A 19,468-nucleotide genomic window follows, 5' to 3' on the forward strand; every position below is an offset into this window, starting at 1 on the left:
CAAATTCTTTGATGTCGTTTAGGGTTTTCGGCGATCTTTTAACTCTTTGATCATCTGTTCACGGAATTCGCGCTCAGCCTGGAAGAATTGAAGGACCTTATCAGAAGGAATAACCTTTGAAAATTCTTCTTTGTATTTTTTGCGGATATTAAGCAGCCTGGATTCGAAATCAAGTTCGTTATCTAGCTTATTGTTCGGGTTGCCTTCTTTATTTTTGCGAGCTTCCCTTCTTGCTTTAAATACTTCCCTTAGTTCTTGTTGATACTCGTTATATACCGGCCAAAATTTCTCAGCTTCAGAGGTATTCAATGCTAATTTTTGGGTGATAAAAGCAATTTTTACAGACTCTATCTGCTCCGAACGCTGACCTTTTTCCTGCGCCGAAACGGGCAGGGCCAACACAAGGCAAATAAAGAAACTCCAGATTAATCTCATATTTGTTCTTCTTAATATTAAAGGGTTGTATTTAAATAATCTTCAAGTTCATCATCAGTAAAGTCATCAACTCTATTATTAAGATTAACCGTCTGTATTGAGCTTTCCATGATTATGGGTGTATCGCTCATATCAGAATGCACTTGCAGGTAGTTGATAATCTCCTGATCGGGAATGCTACTTAATTGAGATTCAAGGCTGGTATTCTGACTATTAAAAATTAGTGCGAAACCGATAGCAACCGTTACACAGGCAGCGGCAGCATATTTAATCCAGTTTGATTTAATCGGCTTAATGACTATTTGCGCCGGCTCCTCCACACTTTGAGTTTTAGCTAGAATGCGCTCCTGCAGTGAAGTAAAGTATTCATTGGGAACCGTAAAACCATCGACAGGCGCAAGCTCACGCACTGTTTCTTCAGCTACACGACTTTCAATCTGGGAACGGAGAGAGTCGAAGTAGCCTTCCGGAACTGTAAATTCATCTTTATTATTAAACCGGGCATCTTCAACGAAACAACGGGTTATAATGTGGTCTTTTAAAGTGCTGAAGTAGTTCTCTGGTACAGTTAATGGATTTGTTTTGTCCATTGCGGCAAGCAAGGGAGCTTCTTCCTTCCAATCTTTACCGGTATTCTCTAAATCCATGATATTAAGATATGAAAATCGTCTAAAGGTTTAATCCGTATTCAAAAGATACTGTTCAATTTTCTTAACAGCGAGATGAAAAGAGGCCTTCAAGCCACCTACGCTTGTTCCTAATATTGCAGAGATTTCATCGTATTTCAGATCATCAAAGTACTTCATATTAAAAACCAGGCGTTGCTTTTCGGGGAGTGTTAACAATGCTTTCTGAAGTTTCATCTGAGCCTGGTCGCCGTCAAAATAGGTACTGCCTGCTAAAGTATCAGCAAGATCATAACCAACTTCGTCAAGTGAAACATTGTTTTTGAGTTTTTGGCGGTTAAGAAAAGTAATGCTCTCATTAGTTGCTATGCGGTACAGCCAGGTGTATAGCTGCGAGTCGCTCCTGAATTCAGCCAGGTTCTTCCAAACTTTTATGAACACCTCTTGCACAAGGTCGTCAGCGTCATCGTGATTTACCACCAGGCGGCGGATGTGCCAGTAGATCTTTTGTTGGTATTTATCTAAAAGCAGGTTGAAAGCTTCGTTCCTTGTCTTGGGATCAGCGAATTTTTTGAGTATCTCGGAGTCTTCTGCCTGCATGTTTTAGCGGTTGGGGTGGAGGGTTGAAGGTGGGAGGTCGGAAGGTTAAAGGTTCAAGGTTGAAGGCGGAGGTTGTTTTGTCCTCCTACCTTCAACCTTCGTGCCTTCTGCCTCTCTCTTATCCTTTCCTGCTAATTACTTTTTGTACAGCCTTAACAATATCCTCTGCTTCCAGTCCATATTTTTGCATAAGCTGGTCAGGAGTTCCGCTTTCGCCAAAACTGTCGTCGACAGCAATATATTCCTGTGGTAAGGGATTGTTTCTAGCGAGAACCTGGGCAATACTATCGCCAAGGCCGCCTATACGATTATGCTCTTCGGCTGTAACTACACAACCCGTTTTTGCTACAGATTCAAGAATGGCTTTCTCATCCAGTGGTTTAATTGTATGGATGTTTATGATTTCTGCGTTTATGCCCATTTCAGCTAACTTTTCTCCTGCCTCAATAGCTTTCCAGACAAGGTGACCTGTTGCGAAAATGCTGACATCTGTGCCTTCATTAACTTTCCAGGCTTTACCGATTTCAAACTTTTGATCAGGATCTGTGAAAACAGGAACAGTTGGTCGTCCGAACCGTAAATAAACTGGTCCTTCGTGTTCGGCAATTGCGATAGTAGCTGCCTTTGTTTGATTATAGTCACATGGATTTATGACAGTCATGCCGGGAAGCATTTTCATCAAACCGATATCTTCAAGTATTTGGTGTGTAGCACCATCTTCTCCTAAAGTAAGGCCTGCATGTGAAGCGCAGATCTTTACGTTCTTGTTAGAATAAGCTACAGACTGGCGTATTTGATCGTACACCCTTCCTGTAGAAAAATTGGCAAAGGTTCCAGTATAAGGGATTTTGCCGCCAATAGTCATACCTGCCGCCATACCGATCATATTGGCTTCAGCAATTCCGACCTGGAAAAAACGCTCGGGAAATTCTTTTTGAAAAGCGTCCATCTTCAACGAGCCGGTAAGGTCAGCGCAAAGGGCTACCACATCTGCATTATTCTTTCCAACTTCAAGCAAGCCGGCACCGAAACCAGAACGGGTATCTTTCTTTTCGCTATATGTGTATTTTTTCATGTGATTATTTAGTGTTGTTTAGTTAGTAATCTGGCGGTTCTGTCTCAAGACTAGATCTTACCTCTCAATACTACCTAATAGTCTTCTTTAGTATCCTCTAATTGTAAAAGCGCTGCGGCTAACTGCTCATCGTTTGGTGCTATTCCGTGCCATTTATGAGAATGCATCATGAAGTCAATGCCGTTGCCCATAACAGTCTGCATAAGGATCATGATTGGCTTTCCTTTCCCGGTCTTTGATTTAGCAAGTTCGAGAACTCTGACAACGTCCTGCATGTCGTTACCATTCATCTCTAAAACTTCCCAGCCAAAGGCTTCCCATTTACTACGAAGATTACCGAGCGATAAAACGTTTTCCGTAGAACCGTCAATCTGCTGACCATTAACGTCGATCGTGGAAATAAGATTATCGACCTTATTATGGGGCGCATACATAGCTGCTTCCCAGATCTGGCCTTCCTGTAATTCACCATCACCGTGAAGAGAGTAAACAAGGTTTGGATCGTTATTAAGTTTTTTAGCGGTTGCCGCACCTATTGCCACTGAAAGCCCCTGACCCAAAGAACCGGAAGCAATACGGATACCCGGTAAATGTTCGTGAGTAGTGGGATGACCCTGTAAACGAGTGTTCAATTTACGAAAGGTAGAAAGTTCATCTACATCGAAATACCCGGCACGCGCCAGCACACTATACCACACAGGGGAAATGTGCCCGTTTGAAAGAAAGAAAAGGTCTTCATCCTTTCCGTTCATGTGAAAATCGGGATTGTGCCTCATTACCTGAAAGTACAAGGCTACAAAGTAATCGGCACAACCTAATGAACCGCCTGGGTGCCCTGACTGGCATCCATGAACCATTCTCACAATATCACGCCGCACCTGGGTAGCAATACCTGTTAATTTTTCTATATCTGGAGTCATAATTATTTTTGCTTACAGCGGCGCTAAATTAGCCATTGTAGTTGAAATGGCGGTGCGTTCCCGCCAAAAATATTGAAGGAGACAATGTTAATAAGTTTGAAACTAAAATGTTAGATGTATCGTAATATGAAATTCAGTACTTTCAACCCCGAAATCAGCATTAATAATTTTAAAACGCTCGTTTATGATAAAAAATTTACCTTCCCTTTTTAGGTTTAAGAGTTTAGCCGGCAAATTTCTGGCCCTCACGTTGTTTTCTTGCCTGTTTCTTGGTGCGGATCTCTTCGCTCAGAGCGGTTCGGTAGGCATCGGGACTGAAACTCCAAACGATAAAACCGCCCTGGATATTGTTTCTGATTCCAAAGGTTTGTTAATTCCCAGACTGACTACCTCACAACGTGATGTATTACAAGCTCCCGGAACAAGTAATTCTGATATTAATGGGCTGTTGATCTATAATGTAACAGCACAGCGATTTAACTTCTGGCTCACCGATCAATGGTATGATATTTCAAATGGTCCGATAGGTCCTCAAGGTCCTCAGGGACTTTTAGGTCCAGCCGGTGCTACGGGTCCTGCCGGTGTTCCTGGTCCTGTCGGTCCGCAAGGTCCGGTAGGTAACGATGGCCCTGCGGGCGTTACTGGTCCTGCTGGTGTTCCGGGTCCGGTTGGCGCTCCTGGACCTGTTGGGCCACAAGGTCCGGTAGGTAACGATGGTCCTGCCGGTGTTCCTGGTCCGATCGGTGCACCGGGGCCCGTTGGTGCACCCGGCCCTGCTGGTACGCCTGGACCTGCTGGTCCGGTTGGTCCGGCTGGTGCTCCCGGTCCGGTTGGTGCTCCCGGTCCGCAAGGTCCGGATGGTCCTGCAGGCCCTCCGGGACCTAAAGGAGAGGATGGTGCTACCTGGTTAAGTGGGAGCGGTGCTCCAGCAGCTTCCGAAGGAGTTTTAAATGATCTTTATCTGGACAATGATCTTGGTGACGTTTATACCAGGAATGCTGGTGGCTGGGTTATATCAGCGAATATAAAAGGTCCGGTAGGTCCTACCCCGGATAACGTCTGGGTTAAAAATGGTAATATCGGCACTACCCCCGGTGCTTCAGGTGATTTTATCGGAACGCGTGATGCAAAGGATTTTGTAATCGCAACTAATCTTGTCGACAGGTTGAGAGTGACTTCCAGCGGGAATATTGGTATCGGTGTCATTGCACCAACAAGGAAATTGGAAGTGAATGGCACAGCCAGAATAGGGATGCAGGGAACAACGATCACTAACGTAATTAAATCAACTGTATCCGGAACCATCACCTTACTTGGAGCGGGATCCTCAGCAAAAACATCTTTCTCTGTCCCTAATGCAAAGGTCGCTTCATCAGTGTCGGTATCTCCCTCAGCTGAATTGCCGGATGGCTTAGTTATCGCTTATGCCCGTGTTTCTGTTGATGGAACTGTGGAAGTGAAGTTTACGAATACAGGAGCGGCACCTACAGCAGCAATTTCACAAAGTTTTCATATTACCATAATCGAGTAGTATGAAACGTGTTATATTGCTGATGTTGTTTGCAGCCGTAGGCTGCCTACACACGGCCCGCTCACAGGTAGTTAATCGTGGCTCGCAGATTAGTATTTCGTCTGGTGCGATATTCTTTGTTGACGGTGCTTTTACCAATCATTCAGGTAGTGTGCTTAACGACGGCCGATTGATCATAAAGGCAGACTGGTCGAACAATGATCCTGATTTTACCGTGTTCAGTAAATTGTCTACCGGAGTAGTTGAGTTGTCAGGAGATGATCAATTTATTGCCGGAGCGTTTAAAACCGAGTTCCCATCGCTTACTTTATCTGGAGGCGGAGCGAAAACCTTAGGGGTCGATACAGATCTCACCGGAAATCTTAGTTTAAACGACAGAGAACTAAAAACCGATGCATTTGTCCTTTCGGTATTAAATTCCAGTCCATATGCAATTGATCGCACTACCGGGTTTATCAGTACTGATAACAAAGGGAAGCTGGTTAGGATAATTAATTCTGTGAATTCCTACTTATATCCTTTGGGCAGCGCTGAAGGAGGAACGGTTCTATACCGTCCTGTTGAATTGGATCTGCTGGATGATGTACAGAATTACTTCTCGGCCTCATTCGTTAAGAAAGATCCTTCCGCTGATGGCTATAGCCGTCAAAGTAAACGAGCTGATATCGAAACAGTGTTTGAGAAATATTTTCATCTGCTTGACCAAAACGGTTCTTCAAGAGTAAATATTCGCTTTTTTCAAAACACCTCTGAAGATAACGCTCTGAAGCAAATTGTAAATTGGAACAGGTTCAATATTTGGGAAAAGGCAGCCCCTTCAACAGCTACAACTGGTTCGTTCGGCGACGGATTGAATCAGAATATCCTGTATAGTTCAACCGATGTAATTACCAATTTACCATTTACTCTAGCTGCGGTACGAGAAGAAGGGCCGTTTACTTTCTTCAATGCTTTTTCTCCTGATGGAGATGGTAAGAATGATACCTGGGAAGTGAAAAACCTGGATTTGTATCCTAACAATGAGCTTAGTGTATTCAACCGCTGGGGCGATGAAGTATTCAAGACGAAGGGCTACTCGTCTGCAAAAGCGTGGGATGGCGGAAACCTCAACCCCGGAACGTACTATTATATACTGAAGGTTTCTGTAGACGGAGTTCAGAAATCATACAAGGGATTCATAACTATGGTGAAGAAGGATTGATATGAAAAGATTTAGCATAGTAGTTTTAATAACTTGTTTAAGCGGCTTCACAGCACTTGCACAACAGGATGCCCAGTTCAGTCAGTATATGTTTAACAGTCTTGTCATTAATCCAGCTTACGCAGGTTACAGAGAAGACGTGAACGTTAGTTTGTTGCACCGAAATCAATGGGTTGGTTTGCCCGGCTCCCCCAAGACACAAACACTGATTATTGATGGGGCTTTTTTTAACAACAAAAATGTAGGGTTAGGCCTGAGCATTGTTAACGATAAAATAGGGCTTCAGTCGCAAACAGCGGCTTATGGTAATTATTCATATCGTCTTCCTTTCGGTGAAAATGCGAGGCTGGCTTTTGGACTTGCATTGGGTGTATCACAATACTCACTCAACGCAGGACAGGCAAATATTGATGATCCAAACGATCCAAATTTCAATAGCGGCGATCAGAACTTTATATCTCCGGATGGTAAATTTGGCGTTCATTTTAGCAATGAGAAATTTTACGCCGGAGCGTCCGTCACTAATATGATCTCGAGTTCATTGAATTATCAGCAAACAGGTAAGGATGTGATTGCCCGGCAGGGGAAGCATTTTTTCGTAACAGCTGGATATCTGTTAGATCTCACGGAAAATGTTAAATTTAAACCCTCGATCATGTTTCGCGACGATACAAAGGGACCTACTAACCTGGATGTAAATGCTTTCTTTCTTTTCAAAGAGGCTATCTGGCTGGGGGCATCTTATCGCAGCGGACTGAATTTGTGGGAAAAAACAGAATGGGAAAGCGGTTCTTTCAAAAAGAATGCAGTTGTTGGTGCAGTGGAAATGTTTGTTGCCAAAAAATACAGGTTAGGATATTCGTATGATTATTCCTTATCTGATATGGGGGATTATACGAATGGTACTCATGAAATTTCATTGGGCCTGATCATTAACAGTAATAAAAAAGTAACCGCGATGCCTACTCCAAGGTATTTCTAATAAATAATTCGATGAATTACAGAAAAATATTAATCGCATCGTCATTCTGTTTCTTTATTTATTTTCTGCCGCAGAATATATTCTCAGATAATATCGAGAAAGCGAATAAGTATTATGAGAAATACGATTACAAATTCGCAATCGATCTGTACGAGAAAATTCTGAAAAAGAACCCTTCACTGGAGGTAGCGCAGAAATTGGCAAACTGTTATCGGTTCATCAATAATACGGAAGCGGCTGAGCAAGCCTATCAGGCAGTTCTTTCTTTTGCGGATTTTGATCCCATCAACTACAAATACTTAGCTGACGCTCAAAAGCAGAATTCTAAATTCACCCAGGCAAAGCAGAATTACGTGCTTTACGCCCAGGCCGTCCCACAAAAGGCTGCGGCGGCTATGGTATTGGCAAACTCATGTGATGCGGCGAAAATGTGGGCCGAAAATCCGGAGCCTAACGTAAGTATTGAAAATCAACTGCCTTTCAATTCTGAGTATTCGGAATTCTCCCCCGTTAAGTACAAATCGGGGTATGTATTCGTTTCTGACCGTTGGTTTGTAAAGAGCGAAGCTACTAAAAAAGGCGATGAGGTTTACGGATGGACTGGCAATCCATACCTGAAATTATATGAGAGTACTGGTGGTAGCACTCCGAAGTTAAGTCTCTTACCTGATCCAATCAATAATGAGTTTCACACTGGTCCGGCAGTTTTCACTACCAGCGGTGATACGGTATATTTTTCAAGATCAGAAGCTGATGACTCGAAGAAAGGCAAGGGGAAAGTGATAGGACGTAATTTTATTTATTACTCAGTTAAAGAGGGGGAAACCTGGAAACAGCCTGTTGCTCTACCGTTCAATAGCGATAAAAGCTTTTCTGTTCAGCATCCGGCAATTTCTCCTGACGGGAATATACTTTATTTCACATCAGATATGCCAGGCGGTGTTGGCGGAAGCGATATTTACGCCTCCCGCAAAAATACTGACGGCTCATGGGGGAGTCCTGTAAACTGTGGATCTAACGTTAATTCAGCTGACGATGAAGGATTTCCGTCTGTAAGCTTTGATGGCGAATTACATTTTTCTTCGAAGGGACATGTAGGTATGGGCGGGCTTGATGTTTTTCGTGCAAAAGGCCGTTTCAACGAATTCGGTATGGCGGAGAACTTAAAATCTCCAATCAACTCACCTAAGGATGATTTCGGGATACTTTACCTTGACGGTCAAAATGGATTAATTTCCTCGAATCGTAAAGGTGGGCGGGGATTGGACGATATATATCGTTTTACAATTTCCACTCCTAAGGCAATTATTTACGCTCTAGCTGTAGAAGGACAAGTCATTGACAAGGTCGACGGTTCTCCTTTAACGGAACTAATTGTACATTTGATCAACATAAACACCGGTAAACAGACGTCTGTGTTATCTGATACAGCCGGGAATTTTAGATTCGAACTTGAGCCAGAACAAGACTACATCATCAAAGGCGACGATGGCCGCTATTTTACTCGTCAGGAAGGTCAGATTTCAACACGCAATGTAAAAGAGTCGACCACTTTCAACGTGAAGTTTGAACTGGAACGAAGTGACGCATCTTACCTGGTTCGTTTAAATAATATCCACTATGATTTTGATAGATGGAACATACGGCCGGATGCAGTGCATGAAATGAGTCGGGTGGTAAGCTTTATGAATTCAACCCCAAATGTAAATATTGAGATGCGCGCTCATACTGACGCCAGGGGTACCGCAGCTTACAACCAGATATTATCGCAAAAGCGTGCTGAATCAGCGGTTGCCTTTTTGCAAGCTAACGGGATAAGCTCGGAGCGGTATAATGCTGTTGGAGTTGGCGAAGCACAGCTTCTGCACAACTGTGGTGACTCGAGCAGGTGTTCAGAAGCGGAGCATCAGGAGAATCGTCGTACCGAATTTAAAGTTGTAAAAGTTAAGACAGCTACAACTGATCTTACTGCATCAGTAGTTAAAAAGTAGAACTTAGAGTAAGTAGTTTAAATATTTCTAACAAACGAGCTGGAGTACTTGTTGTGACGAGTTTTTCGTATCGACTTTGTCGATGACCTTTTTAATCATCCCTTCCTTATTAATAATGAAAGTCTTTCGGGCGGTGCCCATGTATTTCTTCCCGTAAAGATTCTTCTCTACCCAAACACCATAATCTTCCACTATGCTCTTATTAACATCTGATATTAAAGTGAATGGCAACTGGTATTTGTTCACAAATTTCTTATGAGATTTTTCATCATCTACGCTCACACCAATCACTTCAAATCCTTTACTTAATAACTCCTGGTAGTTGTCCCGGAAACTGCATGATTCAGCCGTACAGCCGGGAGTATCATCCTTTGGGTAGAAGTATAGAATAACATCTTTCCCCTTAAAGTCGCTTAACGAAACTGAATTTCCATTTTGATCATTGGCTGTAAAACCGGGTGCCTGATCGCCTTCTTTTAATTCCTCCATTGTAATTGATTTATTAAGATTTAATATTAGTAGGGGCTATCTTGTGAAGCTAGCATTAAAGGTCTGCGCATTTAATTTTATATCAGAAACAACCAGTTGGAGCTGATGGTTTCCCGGGCCTGTACTTTTGTCGAAAGTGTGCCATAGTAATGCTCTCTTCGCATCAAATTCCATTAGTACCCACCGTCCGTCAATAGTTGCCCTAAAGTTTCGAAGCCCTGAAAGATCGTCTGAAACCTTAAAACTGATTCTCGATATACCGCTTAATACCTTCCCATCTGTAATATTGACAGGGGTTATTCTTGGTGGGGTAGTGTCGATTTTTATGTAATAATTGCCAAAATCCCGAGCATTTGCCTTAATGAATCCGTCTTCGTAGACTCCTCCAATTGAACCACCTCTAACATTAGCGATGAGCGCTTTCTGTTGTAGCTCAGGTTTCAAAGTCGAATCAGGCTTTATCCAGATGGTTATTGCCTCATTGATCGGCATCAGTCGTGTGTGAACATGATGCATTTTAGAAAAAGCACCCGCTGGTTTGGCTGAAGTTTTATAAGTGAAATTTAAATTACTGTAGAAAGATCCTTTTGGAGCAGCTAACTTAAATTCAGTGGTCTCGAATTTGTTGTCCTGATCAAAGAAGAACTTGTTAGCTGATGATATAGTGTTATTAGCGAGAATAGACGGTGGATTAGTCTTTATCCGAAAACTCAAATTACTTGTATTACCAGCCACATCTTTAACAATGTATTTAACCTCATGGATTTCGCCATCGCTGAAATTTAAAATTCCATTGTTTTGGAGATTTTTGTAGAGCGTTAAAAGATTACCGGGTTCAATAAAGCTTTTCTGTATTCGCCTTCCAGCAGATATAAAGGCCGGATAATCCAGGTGTGAGTTTATTGACCGGGAATGTTCGAAAAAGAACCGTTCCCAAACAGAAGAATAAATGCTTTGGCCGTCTACTAAAAGCTCAATTGAATATACTCCAACCCTATTAGTCGAAGCGGAATTCTGGTCATGGGTCATAATTCCAAACCCTGCATCGCCTGAAAAGTTAATAACCGGATCCTGGCTTATCTTGTATGATCCTGCAGCGCCGGTGACCTGGAAAAACTGCTTGGTAGTTTCATGGCTGAACGGCTGATTCCCTAATTTGTAAAGATAAAGACCGTTGATAATTGGCTTTACATGATCAGGCACGGTTAGTCCAAAGAGTTGCGGATTGATTGTTTCCTCTGTCTGAGTGTCGCGAATCTCGAAATGCAAGTGCGGGCCGCCGGAGCTTCCCGAATTTCCTGACCATGCTATAATCTCACCTTTCTTAACAGGTATCTCAATAGGGAGCAGGGGGAAGTCTACATCAAATGATTCTATACGATACTGATAGTTCTTAACTGTTTGCGAGATTCGATCATTGAAGCGTTGCAAATGTCCGTAGACGGTAGTATAACCATTGGGGTGTGTCACATAGACAGCATTCCCAAATCCAACAGACTGGACACGCAGCCGTGATATGTATCCGTCGGCCACAGCATACACTGGGTAGCCTTCACGCTGATTCGTTTTAAAGTCCATCCCCGAATGAAAATGGTTGCCACGCAATTCTCCAAATGAACCTGATATAATTGGTGGTAGATCTAGTGGCGGCCTGAAGTCTGCCTTAGGATACCTTTTTGAAACTAATATATCCTGGGAAAAAACTAAACTGGAATTAAATAAAACGAATAGTAACAAAAAGTGACGCAGCATTTGAAGGATTTAAGTTTGTTGATATCTACCGGATGTCGAAATCCAGCAACTTTACATCTTCCAAATAGCCTGCCAACCGGTCTCCCTGACTAACCTTGCCGACACCCTGAGGCGTGCCGGTGAAAATAAGGTCGCCTTTTTTTAATGTGAAATACTTTGAAACAAATGCTATAATATATTCAAACGAAAATAGAAGGTTAGACGTATTGCCCGTCTGGACAGTTTGATCGTTAATATCCAAATGAAAGTTAAGATCATTCAGATTTTTGAAGTCACCTTTAGCAATAAAACGGCTAACCGGTGCTGAATTGTCGAAAGCCTTCGCTAACTCCCATGGCAGTCCTTTTTCTTTATGCCTTTGTTGGATATCACGAGCTGTAAAATCTATTCCTAGTCCGATCTCTTCGAAATACTTACCGGCAAACTTTTCTGAAATATGCTTCCCTTCTTTGGTGACTTTCAGAACAATTTCGATCTCATGGTGAATATCAGACGAAAAATCCGGATGGTAGAACGGCTTATTATCTTTTAAAACTGCTGTATCAGGTTTCAGGAATATTACTGGAGTAGTAGGTACTGGATTATTTAATTCTTTAGCATGTTCGGCGTAATTACGGCCAATGGCAATCACTTTCATTCTGAAATTTTTATATAAAGGAGTTTAACTGTGTAGCGGTTTTAGAAACCTGCCCGGTTTGAAAGCGCTAAGATATTAGTTGTTTTCTAATAGCTGGAGTCCGCAATAAAATATTTCTGCTATAATTTAGAGAACAGAAATCCGCTTGATAACGGTTTCATTGCCAACAATCAACCGGACAAAATAGAAGCCGCTTGTTAGTTTAGAAGCAATATTGAACGACTGAATTTGCTGACCAGCGGAAAGTCGTTCGGAAAAGAGTGTAGCTACTTCGTTTCCAAGTACATCCATAATCATTATCGTCACATTTGAATCTTTATTGACCAGAAATGTCAGATTAAGCAGGTTAGTTACCGGATTTGGGTAGACTTTAACATTGTTTAAAATCTTATTATCGTCTTTTTCAATAGTGTCGATCTCTTTTATTTTAGGGGGAACAGACGATGTGTTGCCGAACACTTTATCTACCTGGGGCTTGAACGGTACAAAGTTTACTTTGACTCCATTCTTCAGATAAGCTGGCTTATTTTTACGAGTGTCAGTAATTTTTGGCTTGCTTGAAATGGTTGTATCACCACTTGAGACCTGAGTACCTGCATGCACCTCACCGGACACCGACATGTACATGACGGCAATAAGTAAATAGAATACATTACGCAGGTAGTGTTCTTTCATGCTTAATATCTCACTCCAAAAATATAAATAATATTTTTATACTTTGCTACACAAATTTTCAATAATCAATTTTTAACATATTTTAACACCTTTGTTAATTGTCTCTAACAATTACAACATGAGACTGTACTTTAATCATTGAAGTAATATTCATGTCAAGATTGTACTTTTGTGGGATTAAAACTTAAAAATGTCTACAAATAAAAACCTGCATAAACTCACCGCTGGTGGGTTACTTATTAGTTTAGGAATTATTTACGGAGACATAGGTACTTCCCCTCTATATGTTTTCAAGGCGATTGTTGCAGACGGCATAATCACCACTGATCTTATTCTTGGCGGGCTCTCCTGTATATTCTGGACCCTTACGCTGCAAACTACGATAAAGTATGTAATCATCACATTACGAGCGGATAATAAGGGTGAAGGTGGCATTTTTTCTCTTTATTCACTGGTCAGGCGAAGGGCGAAGTGGCTCGTCATACCTGCGATGATCGGAGGCGCGGCACTATTGGCCGATGGAATGATCACACCGCCAATTACAGTGTCTTCAGCAATCGAAGGTCTTAGGGCATTCTATCCCAACCTAACTACTGTTCCAATCGTTATTGTAATCATCTCGGGTATCTTTCTGATTCAACAGTTCGGTACATCGTTCGTTGGAAAGGCCTTCGGGCCTTTAATGTTTTTATGGTTTGGGATGATGGCTGTTCTTGGGGCGGTGTATGTGTTTCAATTTCCGGAGATTTTAAAGGCAGTTAATCCTTACTATGCATACCACATCCTGCTCACCAATCCCAATGCCTTATTTATACTGGGAGCGGTTTTTCTGTGCACAACCGGAGCCGAAGCTTTGTATTCCGACCTCGGTCATTGCGGCCGTTCGAATATCCGTATCAGTTGGATCTTTGTAAAGATTTGCCTGTTGCTAAACTACTTTGGTCAGGGAGTTTGGCTATGGCAGCACCAGGGGACTGTATTAGGTGGTGAAAACCCGTTCTATAGTCTCATGCCTGAATGGTTTCTGATATTTGGAATTTGTATAGCCACCGCTGCCGCTATTATTGCCAGTCAGGCAATGATCGCAGGTTCATTTACCTTAATCTCTGAAGCTGTACGAATGAATTTATGGCCTAAGGTTAAAATTAATTATCCAAGTAATCAAAAAGGACAGTTATATGTGCCCTCAATTAATGCTTTACTCTGGATCGGCTGTATAATAGTAGTGTTGATATTTAAGGAATCAAAGAATATGGAGGGAGCTTATGGCCTGGCTATAAACCTGACGTTTTTAATGACTACTATCCTCGTAGCCATGTTCCTCAAACGCAAAAAAGTACCGAATTACTTGATTGTTCTTTTTGTATCTGTTTATGGATTTATAGAAATTGTCTTTATGGTTGGAAACTTAGCTAAGTTCCTCCATGGCGGTTGGTTTACCCTGCTTTTAGCTTGTATTTTACTATCAATTATGTGGGCTTGGTCATCCGCACGACGTATTAAAAACCGCTATGTCCGTTTCGTGGAGATTGATGATTATTATCCTATTTTAAGTGAACTTAGTGAAGATATCTCCGTTCCAAAATATGCTTCACAACTGGTGTATTTAACAAGTGCGAATTTCGCATCAGAGATCGAATCCAAGATCATTTATTCTATTCTACAGAAGCAGCCAAAACGTGCTGACGTTTACTGGCTGGTTCATGTGGATGTGATGGATGAGCCATTTACTAAGGAATACAAAGTTGAATTCCTGATCCCTAATAAATTGATCCGCATCGATTTTAAACTTGGCTTCCGCGTTGAGCAAAGTATAAATATATTATTCAGGTTGGTAGTTGAAGAGCTCGTAAAGAAAGGGGAGGTGGATATCACCAGTAAGTATACGTCTTTAAATAAACATAATATTGTAGGTGATTTCAGGTTTATCGTACTAGAGAAAGTACTCTCACGCTCAAACAAATTGACCTTCATTGAGCGGGTTATTATGGATTATTACTTCATCCTCAAAAAGTTCAGCTTATCCGAAGAATCTGGTTTTGGTCTGGATTCAAGCTTTGTTACCCTGGAAAGAGTACCGCTGATAGTATCTGTGCCTGATAATTCTGAGCTAAAGCGATTGGTTTACGAAAAGATCGAAAAATAAATTACATCCCCATGATTTGTTTACAGGATCTTAACGGGGCCTTAAAGTTGAGTTAACATTGAGTTAACATTAACTTTCAATCTTTGCCCGACGGTAACAATCCGGTAACGATTAATTTTCAGAAGGAACTAATGAAAGGAATAGTACTCAATAAGTTTATTTGGATATTGATTTGTTTAGTTTGTTCCTCATGCTTTAAGCACTATAAAGGGAGAATTAACATTGATGGTTCCAGCAGTGTTTACCCTTTGACTGAAGCTGCAGCTGAAGAGTTCCGAAAAATAGAACCCGACATCAGGGTGACGGTAGGTGTCTCAGGCACGGGTGGAGGCTTTAAAAAGTTTTTGAGAGGGGAAACTGATATCAGTAACGCCTCCAGGCCAATCAGTAAGTCAGAATTAGCACTCAGCCGGGAGAATAAAATCGAATTTATTGAAATTCCCGTATCCTACGATGGTATGGCCATAGTAGTGAGTCCAAAAAATGATTTTGTTGATTATATCACTGCCGATGAATTGAAGATCATGTGGTCGCCGGAAAGTCAAGACAAGATAAAGAGCTGGAAACAAGTTCGTAGCTCGTGGCCCGACGTACCGTTAAACTTATACGGAGCAGGTACTTCCTCCGGAACCTATGATTACTTCACGGAGGCTATAAACGGAAAAGCCAAGGCATCAAGAGGCGACTATACCGCAAGTGAAGATGATAATGTACTTGTCCAGGGAGTTTCTTCAGACATTGGTGGGCTTGGATACTTCGGCCTTGCCTACTATTCAGAAAACAAGGATAAACTTAAATTAGTCCCTGTCAAATTAACCAATGAGAGCGATGCTATTTTTCCCACAACTTCTACCGTACAAAATGGCTCTTATCAGCCTTTGTCACGTCCGGAATTTATCTATGTAAATGCAAAGTCTGCAGCTAAGCCAGCGGTGAAGCAGTTCGTTAAATTCTATTTGGAGAATGCAGGTAAGTTGGCGGAGGAAGTGGGCTACGTACCTTTGCCTCCTCAAGTCTATCAACTTTCATATAAGAGATTTAAGAACTTTAAAACCGGATCAGTACTGGAAAATAAATCTATAGTTGGTGTTAATCTTCTTCAATTACTCTCAGAATAACCCTAAGATATGGCAATAATAAAATTAAAGTCTGAAAGGGTCATTGAGTTCATCATGCTGCTCTGCAGCCTGGTTTCTGTACTAACCACCGTAGGAATTATCGTGGTTCTCACAGTTGATACAATCAAATTTTTCAAAGATGTATCAATCATTGATTTTGTTACCGATACACAATGGACACCTCTTTTCGAGGATAAACATTTCGGTATTTTACCCCTTTTATCCGGCACACTCCTAACAACCTTTATCGCCACCTTAGTGGCAGTACCGGTAGGAATTACCATTGCAGTGTATTTAAACGAGTATGCTTCGAAGAAATTCACCGCGATAGTTAAGCCCTTGCTTGAAGTGCTGGCGGCTATCCCAACAGTAGTTTACGGTTTTTTTGCACTTCAGTTTGTAACACCTCTGCTTCAGAAGTTAATTCCTGACTTAGCCGGGTTTAATGCGTTGTCACCGGGACTTGTGATGGGAGTGATGATCATTCCTTATATTACCTCACTGAGTGAGGATGCCCTTCGGGCGGTGCCTAATTCACTACGCGAAGCTTCCTATGGCCTGGGAGCAAACCGTTTTCAAACAGCCTTTAAAGTCATGGTGCCGGCTGCAAACTCGGGGATTATTGTTTCTGTGATTCTTGCTATATCCCGGGCTCTTGGCGAAACGATGATTGTAGCTATTGCTGCCGGTCAGCAGCCTAAGCTAACATTTAATCCCTTAGAGTCCGTTGAGACCATAACTACTTACATTGTACAGGTGAGCATGGGAGATGTTCCGCAGGATTCATTGGAGTATCGTACCATTTTTGCGGCCGGGATAACGCTCTTCCTTTTTACCTTTTTATTAAATAACATTAGTTTCTGGATCAGGAAGAAATATTCGCAACGCTATGAATAGACGCAGTTTACTTTCTGCAAACGCAAAAGATAAGATCTTCAATGTTTTTGCAATGCTATGCACCGGACTAAGTTTGTTGACCTTGGTTGTGTTGATAGGAGATATTCTTTATAAAGGACTGGGGAGAATCAACTGGTCGTTCTTCTTCAACCTGCCTTCCAGGTTTCCCGAACAATCAGGCATATATACCGCCCTGGCCGGCATGTTCAGCTTACTGCTTTTTACTCTTCTGGTTGCCTTGCCAATAGGTATCATGTCCGGAATATATCTGCAGGAGTATGGAGCAAAAAACAAGCTGGCGAAATTTATTGAAATCAATATTTCCAATCTCGCTGGTGTTCCATCCGTTATTTACGGTATACTTGGACTTACGCTTTTTGTAAGAACCGCAGGACTGGGAAACAGTATCTTGTCAGCGGCGCTAACCCTCGCACTTTTGATTATGCCTGTTATTATCGTATCGACAAGAGAAGCGATTAAGGCGGTGCCTGACTCACTAAGAGAAGCCTCATTAGGTATGGGGGCAACCAGATGGCAAACCATATCCCGAGTTATATTACCTGCATCCTTTGGAGGAATATTAACGGGGATAATATTATCAATATCACGGGCGATTGGAGAAACAGCCCCTTTAATAGTTGTAGGGGCACTAGCTTACGTGCCCTTCATTCCAGAAGGCCCAATGGACCAGTTTACTTCTCTGCCCATTCAAATCTATAACTGGACATCCCGCCCTCAACAAGGTTTCGTTACTAATGCAGCAGCAGGAATAATAATACTCCTTGTATTTACCTTTTTATTAAACGGCATAGCCATATACCTTAGAAACAGATGGTATAAAAAAACAACAGCATAATGGAGAATGAATTCGGCCAGTATAAGTTAATGACCAAAGACTTCAGCTTATTTTATGGACCAAAGCAAGCTTTAAAGAGTGTGTCGATTAAAATCTCTGCCAATACGGTCACTGCCTTTATAGGCCCCTCGGGCTGTGGCAAGTCAACATTCCTGAGATCTTTCAACAGGATGAATGACCTGATTCCGAATGTTACCATCAAAGGGGAGTTGATGATTGATGATGTTGATATCTATAAGAACATGATCGATGTGTATGCTTACCGTAAAAAGATCGGTATGGTGTTTCAGAGACCTAATCCTTTTCCGAAAACTATCTTTGAAAACGTCGCTTTTGGCTTACGGATCAACGGTGAAAAGTCAAAGCAGGTTTTGCAGGAAGCAGTTGAAACTGCACTCCACCAGGCAGCCTTATGGGATGAGGTAAAAGATAATCTGAATAAATCAGCGATGGCACTTTCGGGTGGACAGCAGCAACGTTTGTGTATTGCAAGAGCAATAGCTGTTAAGCCCTCCGTATTGTTAATGGATGAACCGGCTTCTGCTTTAGATCCGATCTCTACGGCTAAAATCGAACAGCTGATCTATGATTTGAAAAGTATTTATACCATTGTTATTGTTACTCATAATATGCAGCAGGCGGCTCGTGTGAGTGATAAAACCGGATTTTTCTACCTGGGAGAACTTATCGAATACGATAACACGGATAAGATCTTTACCAATCCGGCTAAAGATGCAACTCAAAATTATATCACCGGAAGGTTTGGTTGAGACAAGCTCTCTACCTAAAAATGTAGAATTATGACACATTTAGAATCAGAAATTAAATCCCTTAAAGCTGAAACCACAGATATGTGGAAGCTTGTTTTATCGCAAATGAAAAAGACTTTCCATTCTTTTAAAACTTTCGATAAGGATTTCTCAAGAGAGGTTGTAGCCAATGAAAAGCGGGTGAACTCTATGGAGTTGCAGATCGACAGGGATTGTGAGAATATTCTAGCCCTGCATACACCTGTTGCTGTCGACTTAAGATTTGTATTAGCCACTCTAAAAATTATCAACAACCTGGAACGTGTTGGAGATATAGCCGAGGGGATCAGTCTGTATATTATCAGTCAGAAAGAACCGTTCGATAACGAATTACTACAGGCCACCAAACTGATAGAAATGTTTGAAGGTGCAAATAATATCGTAGAAGACGTTCTGAACGCTTTCGAAACAGATGATACCAAGCTTGCCCGGAGTATCTTCCACAAGGATGAAAGGCTTGACGAGATCAATGCTGAAGCCAATAAAAATATTGCTGAATACATAACGAAATTTCCTGAGAAGACCGAGCAAGCCTTAAACGCCCTGTCTACTATTAGAAGGCTGGAAAGGGTTGGCGATCAGAGTAAGAACATCGCCGAAGAGATTATCTTCTCAGTTGAAGCCAAAGTGTTGAAACACAGGTAGTGCAGACCGAAATATTAGCTTGGCCTTAGCTAATAATACCTCAACTTTCCCTTTAATACAAATAGACCTCCTTTAATACAAAT

General features: G+C 41.8%; 19 protein-coding genes. 10 read left to right on the forward strand and 9 right to left on the reverse strand.

What is annotated here, in order from left to right:
- Positions 1-18: 18 nt before the first annotated feature.
- The 5 genes from AC1MCB_RS01495 to AC1MCB_RS01515 all read right to left on the reverse strand — a co-directional run bounded on the left by AC1MCB_RS01495 (position 19) and on the right by AC1MCB_RS01515 (position 3,656).
- On the reverse strand, positions 19-435 hold the full coding sequence (locus tag AC1MCB_RS01495) for a hypothetical protein (RefSeq protein ID WP_479966975.1): 417 nt from the start codon (positions 433-435) through the stop codon (positions 19-21).
- Between the two features lie 17 nt (positions 436-452).
- Positions 453-1,082: a hypothetical protein gene (locus tag AC1MCB_RS01500; RefSeq protein WP_479966976.1), complete on the reverse strand. Its 630-nt coding sequence runs from the start codon at positions 1,080-1,082 to the stop codon at positions 453-455.
- A gap of 30 nt (positions 1,083-1,112) precedes the next feature.
- Complete coding sequence (locus AC1MCB_RS01505; RefSeq protein ID WP_479966977.1) at positions 1,113-1,661, reverse strand: RNA polymerase sigma factor; 549 nt, start codon at positions 1,659-1,661, stop codon at positions 1,113-1,115.
- Between the two features lie 118 nt (positions 1,662-1,779).
- Positions 1,780-2,736, reverse strand: coding sequence for a transketolase family protein (locus tag AC1MCB_RS01510; RefSeq protein WP_479966978.1), 957 nt, complete (start codon positions 2,734-2,736; stop codon positions 1,780-1,782).
- A gap of 74 nt (positions 2,737-2,810) precedes the next feature.
- Entirely contained in the window at positions 2,811-3,656 is an 846-nt protein-coding gene (locus AC1MCB_RS01515) for a transketolase (RefSeq protein ID WP_479966979.1), read from the reverse strand.
- 184 nt (positions 3,657-3,840) lie between these two features.
- Between AC1MCB_RS01515 and AC1MCB_RS01520 the strand changes: the two genes are divergently transcribed.
- The 4 genes from AC1MCB_RS01520 to AC1MCB_RS01535 are packed head-to-tail and all read left to right on the forward strand — an operon-like array spanning position 3,841 to position 9,361.
- Positions 3,841-5,187, forward strand: a complete 1,347-nt coding sequence (locus AC1MCB_RS01520) for a hypothetical protein (protein WP_479966980.1) — start codon at positions 3,841-3,843, stop codon at positions 5,185-5,187.
- 1 nt (position 5,188) lies between these two features.
- Positions 5,189-6,388, forward strand: coding sequence for a T9SS type B sorting domain-containing protein (locus AC1MCB_RS01525; RefSeq protein ID WP_479966981.1), 1,200 nt, complete (start codon positions 5,189-5,191; stop codon positions 6,386-6,388).
- A gap of 1 nt (position 6,389) precedes the next feature.
- Complete coding sequence (locus tag AC1MCB_RS01530) at positions 6,390-7,370, forward strand: PorP/SprF family type IX secretion system membrane protein (protein ID WP_479966982.1); 981 nt, start codon at positions 6,390-6,392, stop codon at positions 7,368-7,370.
- Positions 7,371-7,381: 11 nt separating this feature from the next.
- Positions 7,382-9,361 (forward strand): OmpA family protein, encoded by a 1,980-nt coding sequence (locus AC1MCB_RS01535; RefSeq protein ID WP_479966983.1) that lies wholly within the window; start codon positions 7,382-7,384, stop codon positions 9,359-9,361.
- A gap of 27 nt (positions 9,362-9,388) precedes the next feature.
- Here the strand turns inward: AC1MCB_RS01535 and bcp are convergent, their stop codons facing one another.
- The 4 genes from bcp to AC1MCB_RS01555 form a co-directional block, all read right to left on the reverse strand.
- Positions 9,389-9,850 (reverse strand): thioredoxin-dependent thiol peroxidase, encoded by a 462-nt coding sequence (gene bcp, locus AC1MCB_RS01540; RefSeq protein ID WP_479966984.1) that lies wholly within the window; start codon positions 9,848-9,850, stop codon positions 9,389-9,391.
- A gap of 36 nt (positions 9,851-9,886) precedes the next feature.
- On the reverse strand, positions 9,887-11,602 hold the full coding sequence (locus AC1MCB_RS01545) for a M23 family metallopeptidase (RefSeq protein ID WP_479966985.1): 1,716 nt from the start codon (positions 11,600-11,602) through the stop codon (positions 9,887-9,889).
- A gap of 25 nt (positions 11,603-11,627) precedes the next feature.
- Positions 11,628-12,239, reverse strand: a complete 612-nt coding sequence (locus tag AC1MCB_RS01550; RefSeq protein WP_479966986.1) for a fumarylacetoacetate hydrolase family protein — start codon at positions 12,237-12,239, stop codon at positions 11,628-11,630.
- Between the two features lie 126 nt (positions 12,240-12,365).
- A complete protein-coding gene (locus tag AC1MCB_RS01555) occupies positions 12,366-12,914 on the reverse strand; it encodes a T9SS type A sorting domain-containing protein (RefSeq protein ID WP_479966987.1) in 549 nt (182 codons plus the stop codon).
- A gap of 190 nt (positions 12,915-13,104) precedes the next feature.
- Here AC1MCB_RS01555 and AC1MCB_RS01560 point away from each other — a divergent pair, with 190 nt between their 5' ends.
- The 6 genes from AC1MCB_RS01560 (at position 13,105) to phoU (ending at position 19,385) form a co-directional block, all read left to right on the forward strand.
- Complete coding sequence (locus AC1MCB_RS01560; protein WP_479966988.1) at positions 13,105-15,060, forward strand: KUP/HAK/KT family potassium transporter; 1,956 nt, start codon at positions 13,105-13,107, stop codon at positions 15,058-15,060.
- Between the two features lie 131 nt (positions 15,061-15,191).
- Positions 15,192-16,178, forward strand: a complete 987-nt coding sequence (locus AC1MCB_RS01565; RefSeq protein WP_479966989.1) for a PstS family phosphate ABC transporter substrate-binding protein — start codon at positions 15,192-15,194, stop codon at positions 16,176-16,178.
- Between the two features lie 9 nt (positions 16,179-16,187).
- Complete coding sequence (gene pstC, locus AC1MCB_RS01570; protein ID WP_479966990.1) at positions 16,188-17,075, forward strand: phosphate ABC transporter permease subunit PstC; 888 nt, start codon at positions 16,188-16,190, stop codon at positions 17,073-17,075.
- Positions 17,068-17,931, forward strand: coding sequence for a phosphate ABC transporter permease PstA (gene pstA, locus AC1MCB_RS01575; protein WP_479966991.1), 864 nt, complete (start codon positions 17,068-17,070; stop codon positions 17,929-17,931). Before pstC ends, pstA begins: the two co-directional genes overlap by 8 nt.
- Positions 17,931-18,701 carry a phosphate ABC transporter ATP-binding protein PstB gene (gene pstB, locus AC1MCB_RS01580; protein ID WP_479966992.1) on the forward strand — a complete coding sequence of 257 codons (771 nt, stop codon included), beginning with the start codon at positions 17,931-17,933 and terminating at the stop codon, positions 18,699-18,701. Before pstA ends, pstB begins: the two co-directional genes overlap by 1 nt.
- 30 nt (positions 18,702-18,731) lie before the next feature.
- Positions 18,732-19,385: a phosphate signaling complex protein PhoU gene (phoU, locus tag AC1MCB_RS01585; protein WP_479966993.1), complete on the forward strand. Its 654-nt coding sequence runs from the start codon at positions 18,732-18,734 to the stop codon at positions 19,383-19,385.
- Positions 19,386-19,468: the final 83 nt, after the last annotated feature.

This window comes from Daejeonella sp. AP26 (assembly GCF_056680515.1).